This window comes from Mesorhizobium sp. M0698, from assembly GCF_040320455.1.
Lineage (GTDB): Bacteria > Pseudomonadota > Alphaproteobacteria > Rhizobiales > Rhizobiaceae > Mesorhizobium.
This window is the reverse complement of the sequence record NZ_JAMYPQ010000040.1, coordinates 1-20,094: the sequence shown is the minus strand read 5'-3', so window position 1 is coordinate 20,094 and position 20,094 is coordinate 1. Positions and strand designations below refer to the sequence as shown.

Genomic DNA, 20,094 nt, shown 5'->3' with positions numbered 1-20,094 from the left:
CGCCCGCGCCCCGCCGCGCCCCCCCTCCCCCCGCCCCCCACCCGCCCCCCCCCCCCCCCGCCCCCCCGGGGGCCGCCCCCGCGGGGCGCGCCGCCCCCCCGCCCCCCCCCCGGGCCCGTAGCAATTACTTGGAAGTCGGGTGGGTCAGGCCTGTTTGTCGGGCCGAACCAGATCCGTGTGGCTGACGCCGAGGGCCAATGCCAGTTCATAGATCGTGATGATCGTCGGATTTCTTCGGCCTTTCTCCAAGCCGCTGATGTACTGCTGGCTGAACCCGGAAATCTCGGCAAGCTGCTCCTGCGTCAGACGCTTCCTTAGCCTGATCCTCTGCACATTACGTCCGACCAACCTGCGCATATCCATGCACGACAGCCAACCGATTAGGCAGCTTGAGTTTATCAACTATAATATGTAATCCACATCGAGCATCTAAATCGCTGGCGGAGGGGCTTCGCGGAGGCCGTTTTTCGGAGATATAACCAGCGATGTTACAGCCTAAATCGAGCACGCCAATTGCCGACGAAGTGCACTGGTCGGACAGCCTCACGGCATACGATAAAGCGCATTTCACGACCTATATGCGGCTCCTAGACGCCTCCGCCGATGATGCGAGCGAAGAAGAGATGGCCCACCTCATCCTCGGCATCGATCCAGCACGCGAACCGGAGCGCGCCAGGAAGGCTCTTCGTAGTCATCTCGATCGTGCGAACTGGATGGTCACAACTGGCTACAAGGAATTGTTCGCCGGCTGAACAATCCCGCTGTGCGCTCCGTTTCGCCTTTCAAGCAAGGAAACGCTCCTTGAAAACGCGTATCCCAGAGGGTGCATTGCATGTAGTTCGTTGGCAAAGTCACCGTACCAATCGGGTGCAATAAGTTGCATCATGAAGGCGTCTGGGAAGGAATGGCCTTGCGTTGGAGGCGAATGGCCACCCGAAACAGCCTGTGCTCATGCTCAGGACGACCAAAGACGAATTCAGTTTCTCAGAGAGTTGAAGATCGTGAGGAGGCCAGCAGGGCTACGGCCTGATCCTTGGTGTGCACGCCGAGCTTCTTCTTCGCATTGTCGAGGTGGAAAGCGACGGTGCGCGGTTTGATGCCCAAGATGCAGCCCATAGCCCAGGCGGACTTTCCGCGCGCCGCCCATTGCAGACATTCATATTCACGAGGTGTCAACGAAACGCCATCCACTGTTCGGTTGCCGGACAGCTTTCGACGAGCATAAACGTGAAAAACTGTCGCCATGAGTTGGAGCGCCTGTTCATATCGCTCAGCAACGCGCAGGAATGCGGAATTGGGCTTATCAGCGGCAAAAGTCATCGCTGCAACACAGCCTCTACGATCGATAATCGGGATCGTCAAACCGCAGCGGATGCTGAACTGGGCCGCCTCATCAAAAAGCTTCTGTTGAGTCGGCGACATCTCAACGCCACGCAAATCCGATCCCCATGGAAACGGGCAGCCGCCACACCGCGCACGCATGATGACGGGATCGACTTTCTGATACTGGTTTTGCAGATAGTGCGCGGTCCAGGGAGGCGGATAATTCGAGATCAGCTTGGGCTCGCCACAAGATTGCAATGGCAACGCCAGATAGGCAAAGGTGAGTAGATCAAGTGCTGTGGCCGCCCCGGCCATGGCATCCCGGAAATCTGTTTCATCGACACTCTCCGAGAGCTTTTCCACAAATGTCTCGAAGAGAAGCGGCATCTTCTTCGTCATTGTCCTGACTCGATCCCTCCATCCGTCTCCTGCGCGCCACCCAGATTTGGAGACCCCGCCAACCCGGCCGCACAACTGCGGCCGGTTTTCAGGCAGTGGCCGGGCTGACCGTCGTCACAGAATGCGACGGAGCTTGCATGATCTTCGCACCGCGTCGCCAACCGCAGCTGCGCTGGACCGTTTGAACGGCCATCACCGAGAACCTACAGCATCTTCCCAACGCAATAGTGCAATCAGAGAGCTTCTTGGGGCGAAATGAAATCCCCGCCGCCCCCGCATCATGCAATGGTGAGAAGTCATCCTGCGCCACCAAGATCGGAGCCGTATCAAAGCCGTCATCAATCCAATGGTTGCCGCGTGAACGTCGGTCGACACGGAAGAGGACAACGGATAGGCGCATCTCGCCGCTTTGAGCGCTATGATCCGGACGTATTGTTGCGCCGCTTTCTGATTGTTGGTGGGCAGATCGACTCCAAACATTTGGCATGGATAGGTGCGGCTGTTCTCCGCTAAATTCAAATACCAATTGTCATCTTAAGCCGGGCCCAACCCAAGCCGGCACTATCGCTCGACACTGCTGCGGCGACATTCGATTGAAGGCTCTGAAGCACTTTGCGAAGTGCGAAGCAGACGTAAACCCGCAGGCCATGGCAACGTCGATGATGGGCATCCGTGTGCCTTCGATCAGGCGCTTCGCATAGTCTGTGCGAATCCGGAGATAGTGACGCACTGGCGGAAGTCCGATATGGGAAGCGAACAAGCGTTCCAGCTGGCGCCGCGATACTCCGGCCCGTTGCGCGACCTCCTCCATTGTCAGCGGGAACTCCACATTTTCCTCCATGACCCGCATTGCCATCAGGAGCTTGTCGCTCACACCCGCAAAGGCTAGACCCGACGGCCCGGTCTGGCGGTTTGATCCTGAGCGCTGACCTTGGACAGTCGCGTGGCGGCAGACCTCCTGTGCAATATACCCGCCGGCATGGCTGCCGATCAGATCGACCGCCAGGTCAAAAGCTGCCAGTTCTCCTGCGCAGGTTGAATACTGGCCGTCCTTGACAAACAGGGAATCGCTTATGCGGGGTTGGTTGAACACTTCGGCGAAAGCAGCGAGCCGCGACCAGTGTATCGTGCAGCGTGTACCTGCCAGAAGGCCCGTCCGAGCGAGCAGCCATGTCGCTGTCCCAACCGCAGATATCGGCACCACGCGACGCGCCATCGTTCGCAGAAATCCGTTGAGCTCAGGCGTCAGTTGCTGTTCTACCGGCTCGCCCGTCACGATAGCGAGCTGGTTCGGTCTGCGATCGTCCGAGCCGAAAACCAGCTCGTCTATCGCGACATCAACAGCAACCGAAAGGCCGTTGGCGCCCTCGATTGGCCGAGAGTCAAGTCCCGCGATTCGCCACCGGAAGAGCGGCAGCCTCGATACCGTGTTGGCGATGCGAAAGGGTTCGATATAGGCGTGGAGCGCCAGGTGCGAGAACCCGGGTAACACCAGTACCACAAGGTCAAACGGTCGATCGGCCGCCGCCGAAATTTTCGGCGTGGCCAACGACGTAATTGCGCTGATGTTGGCGGGCGCGTTCACTAGGATCCGTACATTGCTACTGGCTGACCGAACAGGCCGGGTTCCGGTTTGATGCCGAGCCCTGGCAGTTGCGGTACGGCGATGTGACCATTTTCAATTACGATCGGATTCTCCGCGTCAAAATGCCCTTCGATATATTCCTGCGCGATCCAGGCGCCCTCAAAACGCCGCGGCTCCACAGTGGAAGCTAAGTGCACGCAAGCCGCCGCGATTATGTCGCCACCCCATGCGTCATCACAGCTGTGCGGTAACGAGCGGATGGCGCAAAGGTCACGCATGGTCGCCATTTTGGTGAGGCCACCAAGACGGGTGACCTTGAACCCGAAGCCATCTGCGATACCGAGGGAGATCGCCCGGAGCACTGCATTCTGATCTTCGGTGTTCTCATCCAGATAGATCGGATGCGTGACCCTGCCCTTCAGAGTGGCGACCTCATCCATAGTGTTGCAGGGCTGCTCGAAAACAAAGGGGATTGTCTGGCATAGCCGATCGAGATGAATGGCGGCAGCGACCGTAAGGCCTCTGTTACCGTCGACCGCGATGCGCGACCTGTATCCGACCGCCTCCCAAACCTTATGGACGTTCGCCGCATCCTCTTCGAGATCCTTTCCCGAGATCTTCACCTGAAGCCGCAGATACCCCGCCTTCACCTTCTCGGCGGCAATCCGAGCCGTCTCCTCTGGCGGGCCGACGATAAGCGAATAGTAGGCCGGAACACGGTCGGTCAGGGCGCCGCCCAACAGGGTTGAAACCGGGACGCGCAGCTTCTGGCCGAGGAGGTCCAGAAAGGCTATATCCAAGGCCGCCTTGGCGTAGCCATGCCCGTTCAAGAGCTCGTCCATCCGTTTCGCAAGAAGTCTGATTGACGCAACCTCGGCCCCGATAAGACCTGGCGCGATTTCGGCGATGGCTGCGCGTGCGCCGAGTGCATGATGCGGCTGATAAACGGGCCCGATCGGGCAGGTCTCGCCCCAGCCAGTCAGTCCGTCATCGGTCACAATCCCGACAATGGTGCTGTCAAGCGCGTCGACGTCGTCGCTTGCCATTCGATAGGTGCCACCTTTAACAGGCAGCTGGACCTTATAGACGTTGATCTGGTCAATGCGCATGAGGATGCTCAGTATTCCTCGTTCAGCGCGTCGACAGCGGGGATTTCCCGCGAGCGACGGTCGATATACGCGCGCAATTCCTCGTCCTTCGCGACGTCGAGCTTAGGTTCTTCATATTCGGCCAGAAGGCGGCGCGCATGCTCGAGGGCACGTTGCTTGATGTCCTTGGAGCCATCAGCGTACCACTGCTCGACCGAGTTATTGTCGAAGAGTTTCGGAATAAAGAAGGCCTTCTCGAAGTTGGCCTGTGTATGGGGATGTCCAAAGTAATGGCCGCCCGGCCCGACATCGCGGACCGCAGCCAAGGCTTCATCGAAATCGTCCCACTGGATGCCTTGCGTCATGCGATAGCCCATGGCGCAGACTTCGGCGTCGACAACGAATTTTGCAATCGAGCAGTGCATGCCGGCTTCATTCCAGCCAGCAGAATGCCAAATATAGTTTGCGCCTGATAGCAGCACGGCCATCATCGTCATCGCACTTTCATAGCCAGCTTGCGCATCGAAGATCTTGGCACCGCCAAGCAAGTTCGAAGTGCGCCAGGGCACGTTATAGCGACGAGCCATCTGGCCGATCATGAAATTCATGAGCGATATCTCTGGCGTTCCCGCCATCGGCGCTCCCGATTGCATCGACACGGTCGACAGGTAATGCCCATAAATCGCAGGGCAGCCCTTGCGCACCACCTGCGTGTAGGCGAGTGCCGAAAGCGCCTCCGCATTGAGCTGCGCCACTGCCGCCGCGGTCGAGGCTGGCGTGTTCGCGCCGCCGAGAACGAAAGGCGAGCACAAGACGGGCTGGTTGCGCCGGCAGAAAGCACGCATGCCGCCCAGCATGACCTGGTCCCAAACCAGCGGCGAATTGCCATTGCAGTTTCCGGTGGTGACTGCATGCTTCTCGAGGAAGCCTTCGCCGAAAAGGATCTCGCACATGTCGAGCACGTCCTCGGCATTCTTGGGCGAGGTGGTCATCCCCATGAAAATCTTGTCGGAATGCTTTATTGACGAATAGGTGATGTGCAGGTGCCGATGCGCGACGACAATGTCCATCGGCTCGACGATGTGGTGAGCCGACGAATGTAGCGCCGGCATCATGTGCGCGAGTTTATGAAACGTCCCCAGGTCCGCAATTGTCGGGCCACGCCTCACATCATCGAGATCGCGCATGTACGGTGCACCTGTCATCGGCACGAAGATGGATTTATCGCCTCCGAGCTCGACATTCTTCGCTGGGTCGCGCGCGAAATATTCGACGTTGGGGGGAATGGTCTTGATGAGCTCCATAACCAGCCCGCGCTCGAGATGAACGCGGTCATCCGCGCGCACCTCCGCTCCGGCTCTCTTCCAGTCCTCAATCGCGATCGGATCGCGAAACACCACGCCTACTTCTTCAAGGATCGCGAGAGAAGCCTCGTGAATGCGTTCAACCTGTTCGGCATCCATCGGCTCTACGACCGGCAGGCCGCGCTTCAGCGTCGGCAACATGTCGACCTTTGGCGCCGTGCGGATCGTCCGCCGCGCTTCCCGCCCTCCTCTACGAGAGAGCTGTAGTTGAGCAGTCATGCCGGCCTCCAGACAAATAAGTCGCGACACCGAAACCGGACCGCGCTCAAATATTGCCGGAGCTTTGAGCTTTGACCTACTGCAAAAGCCTCACGCGCGTGTTGACTAAAGGGCTGCACCGCCGGCTCGCTCACCCGAATCCTCGAGAGATGGTTCGGGTCGAGCAGCGGCGGAGCCGTTCCACGTCGTCGCACCAGCCTTTACGGAATCGCGCAAACTTGAACGGAATCGCCCAAGTCCGTGGGCACCCCGACAGGCAGAGACCGATGATGCATTGCGGCAAGCGAGCGAAATAAAGTCAATCGGGGGGCGACTTTTTTGCGTCGACTGGCTTCCGCGGTTCCGTGGTAGCACGTTTCTTGCTTAGTGCGGGGCAAGAACAGAACAGCCCATTCCCGGATCAGGCGAGGTGAACAGAAACGACAACCTCGGACTCATCTAGGCATCAGATGGGTATCGACAGGAGGATTTGAATGCCAAGGTCAAATCTCGTGAATGATATACTCGGCGCGAGCACGTCGCGCAGAACCTTGCTGAAGGCCGGCGGCGCCGCCGCGCTGGCCATGAGCGGACTGACGACGGGCGCCAGGGCCGACGCGTCCCGGCCGCTGGTCTATGCTTTCGCGGCATGGTCCGACGCGCTGGCAATCACCTATGTCGGCGCGAAGCTCATCGAAGATAATTTCGGCTACAAGGTCCAGCCGCTGCAGGCGGAGCCGGGCGTGATCTATGCGTCGCTTCAAACTGGAAAGGCCGACCTTTATTCGAACTCCTATATGCAGGGGATGGGCCCGCTAAAAGGGGACTACCACGGCGGCCAGGCGGACTATGTAAAGAAGGTCGCCGATTTCATCAAAGTCGCCGGTGTTTCGGAAGGCCCGATGACGCAAGGCCTTGCGGTTCCGGACTATGTCGACATCAAGAGCATCGCCGAGCTCAACGATCATGCCGACAAATTTCCAGGCGGCATCATCGGCATCGACGCTGGTTCCGGCCTGATGCAGGCCGCGGACGCAACGGTGAAGGCTTACGGTCTCAAGCTCAACCTGGTCCCCGGCAGCGAGGCGGCGATGGAAGCGGCCTTCCAACGCTCCTATTCGAAGAACGAACCGATCGTGGTCACGACTTGGGAGCCGCTCCCGATGTGGAGCAAATTCAAGATGAGGTATCTCGAAGATCCCAAGAAGACGATGATGTCGGAGCCCTACTATTGCTTCCACGTCACGTCGAAGGACTTCGAATCCAACTTCCCGAAGGCCCAGGCATTTCTGACGAGGTTCCACATCCCGAATGAGGAGGAAGCCAAGATCATGGGCTGGATCGACGGCGGGATTAAGCCTGAAGACGCCGCCGCAAAGTGGATCGGCGAAGTGAAAGGCAAGGGCATCATCGAGCCGTGGCTCGCCTGATCCCGTAGCACGCATCCTCCCAAGGAGTGCCGGGGTCTGCGCTGACCCCTGCATCACCACATGTATTATGCGCGGGAGGCCTGCATGAGCACGAGAAAGCCGGCCATCGAGATTAGCGATCTCTACAAGATTTATGGGGGCAACCCCGAAGTGAAACTGGACAGACTGCGTTCGGGCGCCTGCGGCCCCGACGAGGGCAGCGGTTTCGTCGCGCTCAACAACATCAACATGACGATCGAGACCGGGAAAATCTTCGTCGTTATGGGTCTCTCAGGCAGCGGGAAATCGACCCTTCTTCGCTGCATCAACCGACTTATCGGCCCGACAGCCGGCCAGATTTTGGTCAAGGGACAGGACGTCACCAAGGCCAACAAGAAAGAGCTTCGTCATATACGATCGACGATGATCGGCATGGTGTTCCAGCACTTCGCGCTGCTGCCGCACATGTCGGTCATCGACAATGTTGCGTTCGGGCTCCGTATAGCCGGGGTCGGCCGCAAGGAGCGACGTGAGCGCGCAGGCAAGGCACTCGAGCTCGTAGGGCTCAGCGGATGGGACAACCGCAAGCCGTCAAACCTTAGCGGCGGCATGCGCCAGCGCGTGGGCCTTGCGCGCGCTCTGGTGATGGACACGCCGGTGCTGCTTATGGATGAACCGTTCAGCGCGCTCGACCCGCTCATTCGCGAGGAGATGCAACAGGAGTTGCTTCGGCTCCAGAGCACCCTGAGCAAGACGATTGTTTTTGTGACACACGACCCAAACGAAGCGGCAACGATCGGCGATCGCATCGCCATTCTCCTCAAGGGACAGGTGGTCCAGGAAGGCAGGCCGATCGATATCGTGCTCTCCCCCGCCAGCGACTACGTGAGGGACTTCGTGCGGGGCATCGATGTGTTCAAGGTGCTGTCGGCTGGCCAAGTCATGGACGCCGTCTGCCCGCCGGTGGAACTGACGAACAAGCCGATCTCGGAATGGACGAAACATCTGTCGAAAGACTTCGTAAAGCTCGCGCCCGACGATCTGATCGCCCCCTATCTCGATGAACTGTCAAAAGAGCAGCGTGCTTTGATCGTGGTTCAGACCGACGGAACGCCGGTCGGTACGGTCACCATGAAGTCCGTTGTCAGAGCGCTCGCAGCCCATTCCTCGATAGCCGGCGCGGCGCCAAAGATCGACAAACTGAAACCTGCCGACACGACGAGGGCAAACGCCGCGGCAGAACGAGCGACACAATAACGAACGTCAGCCTCAAACGACTCTAGCTGCGGATTCATGACATGGATTTTTCGGAGTTTGCAGGCACGGTTGCCGCGTCAATCGACGACTTCACGAACTACCTCTCAGCGCATTTCGGATTTGTCTTCGATTTCATCTCGACGGTGATCCTGGGCGTACAGCAGCCCTTGGCCACGGTCCTGACGAGCGCGCCGGCCTGGCTGATCATCGCGATCCTTGTGATCGGCAGTGTCCTGCTTGGCCGGCTCTCGCTGGCTATCCTCAGTGGATTTGGGCTGGCCTTCATCTTCGTCATGAATCTCTGGGCGCCGGCGATGGTGACACTGTCCCTGGTGCTCACGGCGGCCGTCGTCGCCCTGGCCATCGGGATACCAATCGGTACTCTCATTGCTGAATCGAAGCGCCTGAACGCAGTGGCTGAGCCAATCCTCGACTTCATGCAGACGATGCCTCCGTTCGTGCTGCTCGTTCCAGCCGTGTTCTTCTTCGGCGTTGGAACGGTTCCGGGCATCGTTGCGACCATCTTTTTCGCCATGCCGCTGCCGATCAGGCTCACTGCCCATGGTCTCAAGATGGTCGATCCGGAAATGGTCGAGGCCGGGGAGGCCTTCGGCGCGAGCCGCCTAGCCGTACTGTTCCTGATCAAATTGCCGCTGGCGTTTCGTTCGATTATGGCGGGCGTTAATCAGTGCGTGATGATGTCGTTGTCGATGGTCATCATCGCGTCCATGATCGGAGCCGGGGGATTGGGCGACGAAATCATTCGGTCGATCTCTCGCCTGCAGGTTGGCAGAGGCGTCGAAGCTGGTCTCGCCGTCGTGGTTCTGGCAATCCTGATCGATCGCATTACCAGGCGAATTAGCGAGAAAGTTGATCCAACAGCGTGACAAAGAACCGGTCCGTTGGCCGGGCTTCACCTCTTTATGAAATCGGTAGCGGCTTCACCTCTTTATGAAATCGGTAGCGGCAGCCTTTTCGTACGGCCGCCGTCGATGACGTAGACCTGACCGGTCACGAAGGCGCTCTCTGCCGAGGCAAGCCAGACTGCAAGATTTCCGACATCGGCCGGCTCGCCAAGACGCCCAACCGGATGCATGGCGAGCAGTTCTCTGCGGACGCGGGAACTGTCGGCCATGCTGTCGATGTAGACGTCACTGAGATCAGAATTGATCCAGCCCGGTGCAATGGCATTGCACCGGATTCCCTCGCGCCCATGATCGATCGCGACCGCCGCTGTGAAGCCGTGAATGCCCGCTTTCGAGGCGGAATATGCAGGATGTCCCGGGTTGGACGCCAAGCCTTCGATTGAGCCGATGTTGATGATGTTTCCCTCACCCCGCTCCCGAAGGTGCGGCATTGCTGCCTTCGCCAGCAGGAATGGGGCCTTGAGATTGATGTCCATCATCTGATCCCAGTCCGCCTCAGTCATTTCGTCGACGGTCTTCTCGAACATGATCCCGGCGTTGTTCACCAGGATGTCCAGGCCACCAAAGCATTCGACGACGGTCTCGACGGCTGATCGAATGTCGTCGGAATTCGCTATGTCCGCCTTCACATAGATGGTTCGATCGCCAAGCAAAGCGTCAGGCGGCGGATTTCTCTGCACAATGGCAACTCTCGCCCCCTCCTCCACAAAGCGCTGTGTAATACCGGCGCCGATACCACGTCCACCGCCGGTGATGATTGCAATCTTACCTGCCAATCTGTGAGCCATGGGTCCCTCAATAGACAGGCTTTGCGCCGTTCACTTCGACCGCCGTGCCGGCGATGTAGCGGGCGGCGTCAGAACATAGGAAGAATATCACGTCGGCTATGTCTTCCGGCTCAGCGATCCGCCCTAGCGGCACCGTGTTGTTGAGCTCCGCTATGGCTGTGTCCGGATTGAAGCCACGCCGGGCAAAACCGGTACGCAGCATCGGGGTGTTGACTTCATTCGGGCACACCGCGTTGACCCGTATCCCATCACCTGCATGGTCACGGCCAAGACATTTGGAAAACGCTGCCACGGCTGCTTTGCTGGTGCAATATGCTGCGTGCCCAGGCCCGGGATAAAGTCCCCAGCAGGATGCGACGTTCACAATCGCGCCGCCGCCGTGGCCCTTCATCTGGCCAACGGCTTTCCGGCAGGTGTAGAAAATCGATGTCAGGTTAATCTCGAACGTCCGCTCCCAATCGTCGTCGGTCGTCTCGAGAATGTTTCCTCGCGTAATTATTCCGGCGTTGTTGACGAGCACGTCCAGCCGCCCTGTGGCCTGTGCGGAATAGTCAATCAAATCTTCGCAATAAGCCTTGTTCCGGAGGTCGCCGGCCTTGCTCCAGACATTCTGTCCGGTTCGGTTGAGTTCGGCCTCGAGCCTGTCTAGGCCACCCTGGTCGGCGTCGCCGGCAACCACACGAAAGCCGTTCGCAACGAACTGTCTGGAGATCGCTTGCCCGACACCTCCCGCCGCGCCCGTTATGACCGCGGTTTTCTTTTCAATGCAAGACATAGCTCAACCCATCTTTGAGAGGGAAAGTTCAGCTCATAATCTCTGAACGGCGGCCGAAGACCAGTGGGGCAGCCCTGCAAAAGTCTCACCCCCTTGTTGAGTTGTTGAGCCCAGAAATCGCAGAGACATGCTACGGTGTAGCTGCGTCGGACATGGATTGGGCAGCGTCGCAGATCGCGAAGCATGGTTCGTACAGTTTTCTTATATTGCGCCGCAAATAGGTTGGGGATCGCGGCCATAGTCGGTCGAACGCGGGCTATCGCGTCGCCTTGCAAATGCTTTTCCCGACATCGTGAGCATCGCTTGCTAAATTTGTCGCGCGGCGCGATTGCCGAAGTGTTTGGAGCTTGAGATGGTTCGCCGCTATTACGACCTGCCGTCCCTGACTGCTTTGGCTGTCTTTGAGGCTTCTGCCCGGCACCTGTCATTCAAATTGGCTGCTGCGGAACTGAACGTCACTCCTGGCGCTGTCAGCCGACAGATCAAAGCGATCGAGGACGAACTGGGGGTTCCGCTGTTTACCCGATTGGGAACCGGTGTGGCGCTGACAAGCGCCGGCGAAGACCTATATGGCGTGTTGGCCAGTGGTTTTTCGCGGGCCGCAGACATTGTCCGAAATGTGAAACGCGGCGACCGTTCCAAGAACGTCACGCTGGCGTGCACGGATGCCTTCGCGTCGACGTGGCTGATCCCGCGGATGCCGGACTTTTGGACCCGCTACCAGGATATTGCCGTTGACCACCTTATCTCGGACAATCCCCGCGATTACCGCCGCGCCGAGGTCGAACTGCGCATCCGCTACGGGTTCGGATCGTGGTCGAATGAAGATGCTGAGCTCCTTTTCGATGAAACAATCTACCCGGTATGCGGGCCTGGGTTTGCTAGCAAGCATCGCGATGCAACGGCGGAGTCGTTGGCCGACCTCCCCTTGCTGCATGTTGATTGGGTGGATCCCGACTGGGCTGGCTGGGACGAGGTCTTACGGCGCGCGGGAGTCTCGCATGGGCCGACCCGCGGTCGGCGCTTCGGCAAGTTCTTCGTGGCGCTTCAGGCCGCTCAAGCGGATCAAGGTGTGGCCGTTGGCTGGCACCGCCTTGTCAAAGCGCAGATTGACGAAGGGAAACTCGTCAGACTGACGGATCTCGAGCTCCCAGCCCCTGGCAGCTACTATCTCACTTGGTATCAAAATCGCACGCTTTCCCCTGCCGCCCAGAGCCTCCGTAGCTGGATCCGGGAAGCGGCCGCGCAAGAACGAGAAAGCTAGAGCTCTCTGCCGGCGCGCTTCTGCATCGCCCACAGCTTCAGCGGCGCGCCGATCGACATCAGCGGCTCTGGATAAAGCCGAGCCGGGGCTGGCTCGTTCAGGGCGTCTGCAACCATTGGCTCGTAGCTGCCAACGGCAAGATCGGCTGCCAGCATCCCGTAGAGGGTGCCTTGCACAGTTCCCAGGCCATTGCAGCATCCGGCTACGAAGACTCTGTCTTCAATTTCGCCGAATGCGGGCGCGGAATTGAGAGAGAGACACAAGTGGCCTCCCCAGCGAAATTCCATCGGTATTTCACCCAGCTTTGGGAAGCGCTCCTGGAATGATCGATCGTGCACGGCGCCGATCCGACGGATCTGCTTCTCACTGGTGGACATGTCCGGATTATACGTGAAGGTGTTGCGGACGACGATCCGATCGCCGATCCTGCGGATGGTTGATCCCATCGGATCGGCCGGGATCAAGCCCCAATGCGGCTCACCGCCCAGCGCTGCCTGCTCGCTCTTGGAGAGCGGCCTGGTCATGCTGGCGTAGGTGAACACATGCAGCAGGCGTTTCTTGAAGTAACCAAAGCTCTCGAGATGACCGTTGACTGTCAGTATCAACCGCGGTGCTTTGATCTCGCCCTCAGCCGTCTTGGCAGTGTGCAGTTTGCCGGTCCGCAAAGATGTGACCGATGAATTCTCGAATAGCTGCACACGCCTCGACAAACCTTCGGCGAGTCCACGAATGAAGCCGGCCGGCTGTGCCATTACCGTTCCCGGCGTAAACGTACCGCCGACGAAGAACTCGGTTCCGGTGATTTCCTTCAACTGCAGCGCGTCGAGCCGCTCGAATGGCTCGCCTAGCCCGGTCAGGTGTTTTTCGAATTCGCGCAGGACGGCAACACCGTGATCGGTTGCAGCTCCATGATACTTGCCGGCCCGAACGAAGTATTTCTGCAACGCATATTCGTCCGCGGCCGAAGCCGAAAATTCGATCGCGGCCCGGTTCATGCGGATGCGCTTGCGGTCTTGTTCCTGACTTCCGCCGTAATGCTCCCCACCGAGCTCGTGGGGCAGATCGATCATGAAGCCGGAGTTGCGCCCGGCAGCACCCCAGCCGATGCGCTGAGCATCGATCACCACTATGCGCTCGTTCGGCACCAGTTGTGAGAGGCGCCGCGCGGCCGCCAAGCCAGCAAACCCAGCTCCTACAATGAGCCAGTCCGCCTTGTGACGGCCGCGCAGCACCTCAGGTGCCTTGGGAGGCGGCAGAATACCGTACCAGCCGGGCATGGATGTGTCCGCAGGCGTGCGGACAGCCTCATAAACGCTCATCGATGCGACCAGGCTAGTCTACCGAACGCGAGACCTTAGGATCGGAGATGTCCGCCCAGATGGTCTTGAGTTCAGTATATTGGTCATGGGCATGCAAAGACTTGTCTCGTCCCCCGAAGCCCGAAAGCTTGAAGCCGCCGAAGGGTGTCGAGACGTCTCCTTCGCCGTAGCAATTGATGGTCACCGTCCCGGCGCGAATATCCCTTGCGATGCGGTGCGCCTTGCCGAGATTGGCGGTAAAGATCGATGCTGCAAGCCCGTATTGCGTGTCGTTGGCGACCCGAAGCGCCTCGTCGGCGTTGGCCACTTTGATTACCGACAGCACTGGACCGAAAATTTCTTCTCGCGCAATCGCCATTTCGGGCGTGACATCGTCGAATACGGTAGGCTCGATGAAATAGCCTTTGCCGTACTTGTGGGCGTTGCCGCCCGTCACGATCCTGGCGCCTTCCGCCCGCCCCTTCTTGATGTAGCCCATGATCCGATCGAACTGCTCCTTCGACACAATGGCGCCAAGCCGATTGCCCGGATCCAGCGGCTCGCCCAAAGGCCATTCCTTTAGCTTATGGAGGACGGTTTCCACCAAGCGGTCCTTGATCTTCTCGTGCACGATCAGGCGGGAATTGGACGAGCAGTTCTCGCCCATGTTCCAGAAAACAGCCTGGGTGACATGCTGCGCTACAACATCGAGGTTCTCGGCGTCGTCCAGCACGATGCAAGGATTCTTCCCGCCGCATTCGAGCACGATGCGCTTGAGGTTAGACTTGGCGGAATATTCCAGGAATTTCCGGCCGACGTCAGTGGACCCGGTGAATGCGACCATGTCGACATCGGGATGCATGCCGAGTGCCTTGCCGGTCACTTCGCCCGGACCGGTGACGATCTGCAGGACGCCTGACGGCAACCCGGCCTCGTGCGCCAGCTCGGCAATCCGCAACGTCGACATGTTGGTCTGCTCGGCCGGCTTGATGATGACCGAGTTTCCGGTCGCGAGCGCCGGCCCGATCTTCCAGGCCAGCATCAGGATCGGGAAATTCCAGGGCAAAACGCAGGCGACCACGCCCAGCGGCTGGCGCACGATCATCGAAACAACATCATCGCCGGACGGCGACGTCTGGCCGTAGAGCTTGTCGGTGGCTTCCGCGTGCCATTCCAGGCAATGCAGCGCCTCGGGAATATCTATGGTTGCGACGTCATAGATCGGCTTGCCGCTTTCGAGCGTCTCAAGCACTGCAAGCTCATGGGCGTTTCGCTTTATCAGTTTGACGAGCCGCCGCAAAACGCGCTTGCGCTCGCTCGGATGCGCACGCGACCAGGCGCCCGATTCAAATGCCAGCCGAGCCTTCTCGACAGCGAGATCAACGTCGGCCTGGCCGCAGGAAGCGATCCTGGCGATGACCTGCCCTGTCGCCGGATTGATGGTCTCGAACGTATCCCCAGCTTGTGCCGCCCGCGCCTTGCCGTCAATCACTGCGCAGGTCGGCAGTGGGAGGCTGTCCGCCAGGTTCTGGTACTCATCACGCGTTAATAGCGATGACATTCTCGGAAGCCCTCTTCTGGGATTTTGCAGTGATTGACGCGATGACTGCCTTAAGGGTGCGGATCGTCGACTCGAGTTCCCGCTTTTGTTCGTCCCCGAGTGCCCGTATCGGCAGGCGCACGGGCCCAGCGGGCAATCCAGCCAATTCGCACCCGAACTTGACGCTCTGGACGAATTTGCCGCCCTGTTCGAGAAGCCTCATCAGAGGCAGAAGCGCCGACATGATCTGCCGGCCTTTGGTGAAGTCCTTCTCGATCACGCAGGTCTCGTATAGCGCGAGGTGCTCTGCCGGCAGGCAGTTGCCGGCTCCGCAGACCCACCCTTTTGCGCCCCAGGCGAAGAATTCAAGCGCCTGATCGTCCATGCCACAGAACAGATCAATGTGCGGATAGTCACGAGCCAGTGCGTGCAGTTGATTCATGCTGCCGCTGGATTCCTTGATGGCACAGAAATTGGAGCTGCGACCGACCCGGTCCAGGAACTCGACGTCCATCATCGTGCCGGTGCGTCCGGGATAGTTGTAGAGCATCACCGGTAGATTGGCGGCCTTGTCGATCGCAAGCGCATGATTGGCAAGTTCGAGCTGCGTGGGAACAGCGTAGTACGGCGCACCGATTAGGATGCCGTCGTACTTGAGGTCCTTTGCAATTAGCGCGTATTCAATGCAGTCGTCGGTGCGAATGGCGCCGACGCCGGCGATTAGGGGCATCTTCCCCTTCACCACGCTCCTGGCAAGCTTAAGCAGGCTGACACGCTCGTCGCGTGACTGGGCGTAGTACTCGCCTGTCGTGCCACCGACAATGATACCGTGGACGCCAGTCGAGACCAGGTGCTCGACCATGACGCAGAAGCCGTCGCGGTCGATCGATCCGTCCACATGAAAGGGCGTTGTGACGGGCGGAATAACGCCTTTGAACGACATCTGCCTGGCTCCAGTTGGGATACAGATTAAACGTTATATGCAAGGCGCTCCGCGGTAACAGCCGAAATAAAGTCACCCGCAAGGCTACTTTTTTGCGTAACTTCATGACCGGACGGTTCGGTAGTTCCTTGGCGCTGCCGCCTAAGTCATTTCGCACGATGCTGCGGACGAACAGGAACCGAGCCCCTTTATCAAGCTCCCGGTGGAGACCTTGATGGCCAGCGAACAGCGCACACTGCAAGCCAGCTCGATTTACAGCAATTTCGGACGCGAATTCACAGCACATGAAGTTGTCAAGGTGCCAGCTATGGTCAGACAAGGCAGCCAGTCCTCAGGCGAATTTCCGCGTAGAGTCAGACCTTCTGCCCAGCGTCTGCCGGCTGACCGTGCGTACATAGGCGTGGAAAAATGTATACGGTTAAGGCGGTTTCATCGCCGCGGCGATCAACTCGCCAAATGAGGAGACTATGACCGGGCTTGCCGTCAAACAGTGCAGCCACAGGAACGAGCAAAAGTCCGTCATCGCGTGACGCGCTCAGGCGCGCATGTTGTCGGACGCGCTCTGGCTGGAGGAACGCAAGGCTTTTCTTGAGAATTCCTTGTCGACCGGCTCAATGCTCCGGATGCATCTGGAGCGCTATCACGGGTGTCGGGCGGAGCATGAGCTGCCAATTCGCTGGCGGAAGCGGAATGACAACACTCTGCCACGCTTCGGGGCTTCGGACCGCTTTTGTTTCGCTGTTCGGCCAACATTCTTCCAGACTGTAAACAAATCGAAGCTCATCTTTTATATATTAAATATACTTCTAACAAAAATTTATCAATATAGGTATTTACCAATTGTTGGTATACGTTATATTAAGAACAACTCCAGCGATTTTTGCGCAAAATGTGTACGACATTCGATGTATACATTAAATAAATCAAATTAATCTAAATGAGCATTGCAATACTCGGAGAGTTGGATGGGTAAGAAACGGGGAGAAATCACGAATCAGGCGTTAAATATATCGTCATTCTAAGTGGAAATAAGAAATGCATCCCGAGGTGAAGAAAGTTCTTGGCGAATATGAGGAACGTTATCGGCACGACTCCGACGTGCTGCTTTCTCTACCGAATGCTCCACAGGCCGTTTTACTTTCGGTTGGACCCGATGCTGGCCAATTCCTGAATTCCCTCCTTAAGGGATCAAAGGCGCGCTCCATTCTCGAGCTTGGGACGTCGTATGGCCATTCGACAATCTACCTGGCCGAGGCAGCACGTGCGAATGGCGGGATAGTGACGAGCTGCGATTTTGATGCGGGAAAGCAGACCTTCGCTAACGATATGCTGAGAAGAGCCGGGCTGGAGGATCAGGTCGTTTTCCGCTCAGGAGATGCAATCGAGGTAATTGAGAGGTTAGAGGAAGAAATCGAGTTCTGTCTGATCGACCTCTGGAATAGCTATTATATTCCAGCGTTTGACGCACTCTATCCAAAGCTCGCTGCATTGGCCTACGTCATCGCCGATAACATTTCTAGTCCAGATCCGGTCGCGGGTGAAGGCTACCGCCAACATATCCGCCTAAGGAAGGATATCGAGTCGATCCTGCTGCCTATCGGATGGGACTTAGAGCTTTCGAAGCGGCATGTAAGCCGCTGATTGTTCTGTCGCAGAGAAAATAACCGAATCGCTCAGCGGATTAAGGAATTTGTGGAGACAACCGGCTTTGCGCCAAGGAGTAATAGCATGAGGATAATGTCGTTCAAACCGGATCATGATGGCACAATTGCAGCGTTGGATGCATCCGCAGCCGAGCTGATTTACTCATACGAGGCTGAGAAGGACAGCTTTCCCAGATATTCGACCATTAACCCGACGACTATCCTCGAAGCCGCTGGGCGTCTGGACGCCATTCCGGATATCATTGCCGTCGGTGGGTGGTGCACAGGATTCGGCCACGACGCGGTAGGCTACTACGGCATAGCTCAGGGATCGGATGTTGTCGGCGAGAGGACCATTTTCGGCCGAAAGGTGCATTTCTATTCCTCGACGCACGAGCGCTCCCATCTCTGGGGCTGCTACGGCATGTCGCCATTCCCCGCCGGGACGCCTTGTTATGCGCTGATCTGGGAAGGATGGTGCGGCAATTTCTATGAAATCGACGAGTACCTGCAGGTCGTGCATAGGGGAAAAGTGATGGCGAATCCTGGCCACAAATACGCTTTCCTTTATGCGCTCGCCGATCCGAGCGCAGGACCAACGCGTAATGAAGACGCCGGCAAGCTAATGGCGCTTTGCGCCTATGGGCAGACCGGATCGCCTGACTCGGACGAGCAGGCGCTAATCGATTTCCTGGTGCCAAGCGATGTGTACCCGATGTACAAGGAGAATTTTCGGAATTCGCCCTACTACAACATTGGCGTAACCCATCAGAAATTCACCAACATGGCCAAGCGAGTTTCGGACACCATCTTCGATTCGTTCCACACTTTTGCGAAGAAGAACCTGACGAAGGGCTACCCGCTGCTGATTTCCGGCGGGTGTGGATTGAACTGCGAGTGGAATCGCCGTTGGCTCGAAACGAATCTTTTTTCGGACGTTTTTATTCCGCCATGCTCAAATGATACGGGCTCGGCGATCGGGACCGCAGTTGACGCTATGCGGCATTTCACGGGCAATGCGAAGATCAAATGGAACGTCTATTCAGGCCAGCCATTCATAACTGACGAGATCGATCGAACCGGACTTGAGATTCACCGACTGGACTACGACCAAGTGGCTTCGGCGTTGCTTGGTGACAAGGTGATCGGTTGGATACAGGGGAATTGCGAGATCGGACCGCGGGCGCTCGGCAACCGGTCGATTCTCGCGGCGCCCTTCTCAAAGGCAACCCACGAGCGCTTAAATCGCATCAAAAACCGGGAGGGTTTCCGCCCGATTGCGCCGGTTTGCCTGGAAAAGGACGTCGGGGTCCACTTCGATTTAGCACGCCCGTCACCCTATATGCTTCTTTTCCAGAAGGTTCTCGATAGCCGATTGGAGGCCGTTACGCATGTTGACGGCACAGCGCGGGCCCAGACTGTTTCGCAGGAGCAAAACCCACACCTGTTTCAGTTGCTCACTTCGTTCAAGGCGAAAAGCGGGGTCGGTGTACTTTGCAACACATCGCTGAACTTCAACGGTGCCGGCTTCATCAATCGTGCAAGCGACTTGCTAGCTTATGCCCGGGCAGCAGGCCTCGACGGATTCGTGATCAACGATGCTTTTTATCTCCTCAAGGAGGTGCCTCTCACTGGGTCGAATGGCCAGAAAAAGACGGCGTAGCGGAGAAAAAGTATCCGTTCGCCGATGCTTTTCAATTACCCACACCTCTTGGGCTGGTGAAGATCGTGTGATTTCTGGCACCGAATCGCGGAGCGCTGGCTGTGGAACCTCAGTAGGTTGTCCCGGTCGAGGCTAAGACGACTGACGGGTGGTTTTGAACCTAAGCTGCCGTGACGCCGATGCCAATTGGAGCGATAAAGCCAGCGTGGCAATTCGGCAGTGCGTTCGTGTGATGAGTTGTAAGCCCGCGCGTAAGCCCATTCGCGCAGGCTCGTCTGAATGAGCGCTCGGCCTTGCCGTTTGGTTCTGGGCGTGCATGGCCGAGTGAATACCTGGCGTAGGTCAAGACGCTTGCAGGCTGCTCGGAAGGCCTTTGACCGGTAGCACGATCCGTTGTCGGTCATCAGGTGCTCGATACGGATGCCCAGCTTGGCATAGTAAGCGATGGCAGTCTCCAGGAATGCAACAGCGCTCTCCTTGCGCTCATCCGGCATGACCTGCACAAAAGCGACACGAGAAGCGTCATAGATGTAGACATGGTGTACGCATCCGGTGAAGACCGCAGACGTGCGTATCCGGTGGCCATGAGCACCTGAGCACCGCGGTGCCGGGTCAAGCTTTCGATGGGGAG

General features: G+C 58.0%; 17 protein-coding genes and 1 pseudogene. 7 read left to right on the top strand and 11 right to left on the bottom strand.

Going from position 1 to position 20,094, the window contains the following annotated elements; all coding sequences use genetic code 11:
• Positions 1-144: 144 nt before the first annotated feature.
• Positions 145-363 (bottom strand): helix-turn-helix transcriptional regulator, encoded by a 219-nt coding sequence (locus tag NKI16_RS32415; protein ID WP_023730016.1) that lies wholly within the window; start codon positions 361-363, stop codon positions 145-147.
• Positions 364-485: 122 nt separating this feature from the next.
• On the opposite strand from NKI16_RS32415, the gene NKI16_RS32410 reads away from it, so the two are divergent.
• Positions 486-752, top strand: a complete 267-nt coding sequence (locus NKI16_RS32410) for a DNA -binding domain-containing protein (RefSeq protein WP_352503551.1) — start codon at positions 486-488, stop codon at positions 750-752.
• Positions 753-984: 232 nt separating this feature from the next.
• On the opposite strand, the gene NKI16_RS32405 is transcribed toward NKI16_RS32410, so the two are convergent.
• The 4 genes from NKI16_RS32405 to NKI16_RS32390 all read right to left on the bottom strand — a co-directional run bounded on the left by NKI16_RS32405 (position 985) and on the right by NKI16_RS32390 (position 5,978).
• On the bottom strand, positions 985-1,710 hold the full coding sequence (locus NKI16_RS32405; RefSeq protein ID WP_502897647.1) for an autoinducer binding domain-containing protein: 726 nt from the start codon (positions 1,708-1,710) through the stop codon (positions 985-987).
• Between the two features lie 541 nt (positions 1,711-2,251).
• Complete coding sequence (locus NKI16_RS32400) at positions 2,252-3,307, bottom strand: GlxA family transcriptional regulator (protein WP_352924521.1); 1,056 nt, start codon at positions 3,305-3,307, stop codon at positions 2,252-2,254.
• Positions 3,307-4,416, bottom strand: a complete 1,110-nt coding sequence (locus tag NKI16_RS32395) for a mandelate racemase/muconate lactonizing enzyme family protein (RefSeq protein WP_352924519.1) — start codon at positions 4,414-4,416, stop codon at positions 3,307-3,309. The genes NKI16_RS32400 and NKI16_RS32395 overlap by 1 nt, the downstream gene beginning before the upstream one ends.
• Before the next feature lie 8 nt (positions 4,417-4,424).
• Positions 4,425-5,978, bottom strand: coding sequence for a trimethylamine methyltransferase family protein (locus tag NKI16_RS32390; protein WP_352924517.1), 1,554 nt, complete (start codon positions 5,976-5,978; stop codon positions 4,425-4,427).
• A 491-nt stretch (positions 5,979-6,469) separates the two neighbouring features.
• On the opposite strand from NKI16_RS32390, the gene NKI16_RS32385 reads away from it, so the two are divergent.
• The 3 genes from NKI16_RS32385 (at position 6,470) to NKI16_RS32375 (ending at position 9,510) form a co-directional block, all read left to right on the top strand.
• A complete protein-coding gene (locus tag NKI16_RS32385; RefSeq protein WP_352924515.1) occupies positions 6,470-7,387 on the top strand; it encodes a glycine betaine ABC transporter substrate-binding protein in 918 nt (305 codons plus the stop codon).
• Between the two features lie 84 nt (positions 7,388-7,471).
• Complete coding sequence (locus NKI16_RS32380; protein WP_352924513.1) at positions 7,472-8,623, top strand: quaternary amine ABC transporter ATP-binding protein; 1,152 nt, start codon at positions 7,472-7,474, stop codon at positions 8,621-8,623.
• A gap of 41 nt (positions 8,624-8,664) precedes the next feature.
• Positions 8,665-9,510: an ABC transporter permease gene (locus NKI16_RS32375; RefSeq protein WP_352924511.1), complete on the top strand. Its 846-nt coding sequence runs from the start codon at positions 8,665-8,667 to the stop codon at positions 9,508-9,510.
• Between the two features lie 62 nt (positions 9,511-9,572).
• Here NKI16_RS32375 and NKI16_RS32370 read toward each other — a convergent pair whose 3' ends face one another.
• Both NKI16_RS32370 and NKI16_RS32365 read right to left on the bottom strand, forming a co-directional pair.
• Positions 9,573-10,337, bottom strand: coding sequence for an SDR family NAD(P)-dependent oxidoreductase (locus tag NKI16_RS32370; RefSeq protein ID WP_352924509.1), 765 nt, complete (start codon positions 10,335-10,337; stop codon positions 9,573-9,575).
• A gap of 7 nt (positions 10,338-10,344) precedes the next feature.
• A complete protein-coding gene (locus tag NKI16_RS32365) occupies positions 10,345-11,112 on the bottom strand; it encodes an SDR family NAD(P)-dependent oxidoreductase (RefSeq protein WP_352924507.1) in 768 nt (255 codons plus the stop codon).
• A gap of 352 nt (positions 11,113-11,464) precedes the next feature.
• On the opposite strand from NKI16_RS32365, the gene NKI16_RS32360 reads away from it, so the two are divergent.
• Positions 11,465-12,376, top strand: a complete 912-nt coding sequence (locus NKI16_RS32360; RefSeq protein WP_352691317.1) for a LysR substrate-binding domain-containing protein — start codon at positions 11,465-11,467, stop codon at positions 12,374-12,376.
• Here NKI16_RS32360 and NKI16_RS32355 read toward each other — a convergent pair.
• The 3 genes from NKI16_RS32355 to NKI16_RS32345 are packed head-to-tail and all read right to left on the bottom strand — an operon-like array spanning position 12,373 to position 16,157.
• Positions 12,373-13,695, bottom strand: a complete 1,323-nt coding sequence (locus NKI16_RS32355) for an NAD(P)/FAD-dependent oxidoreductase (RefSeq protein WP_352924505.1) — start codon at positions 13,693-13,695, stop codon at positions 12,373-12,375. The genes NKI16_RS32360 and NKI16_RS32355 overlap by 4 nt on opposite strands.
• A 13-nt stretch (positions 13,696-13,708) precedes the next feature.
• Entirely contained in the window at positions 13,709-15,235 is a 1,527-nt protein-coding gene (locus NKI16_RS32350; protein ID WP_352924503.1) for an aldehyde dehydrogenase, read from the bottom strand.
• Positions 15,213-16,157: a dihydrodipicolinate synthase family protein gene (locus tag NKI16_RS32345; protein WP_352924501.1), complete on the bottom strand. Its 945-nt coding sequence runs from the start codon at positions 16,155-16,157 to the stop codon at positions 15,213-15,215. Before NKI16_RS32345 ends, NKI16_RS32350 begins: the two co-directional genes overlap by 23 nt.
• A gap of 1,035 nt (positions 16,158-17,192) precedes the next feature.
• On the opposite strand from NKI16_RS32345, the gene NKI16_RS32340 reads away from it, so the two are divergent.
• Positions 17,193-17,798 carry an O-methyltransferase gene (locus NKI16_RS32340; RefSeq protein ID WP_352924499.1) on the top strand — a complete coding sequence of 202 codons (606 nt, stop codon included), beginning with the start codon at positions 17,193-17,195 and terminating at the stop codon, positions 17,796-17,798.
• Positions 17,799-17,885: 87 nt separating this feature from the next.
• A complete protein-coding gene (locus NKI16_RS32335) occupies positions 17,886-19,463 on the top strand; it encodes a carbamoyltransferase C-terminal domain-containing protein (RefSeq protein WP_352924497.1) in 1,578 nt (525 codons plus the stop codon).
• Between the two features lie 101 nt (positions 19,464-19,564).
• Here the strand turns inward: NKI16_RS32335 and NKI16_RS32330 are convergent.
• Positions 19,565-20,011: pseudogene (locus NKI16_RS32330) on the bottom strand (DDE-type integrase/transposase/recombinase); the annotation flags it as partial.
• Positions 20,012-20,094: the final 83 nt, after the last annotated feature.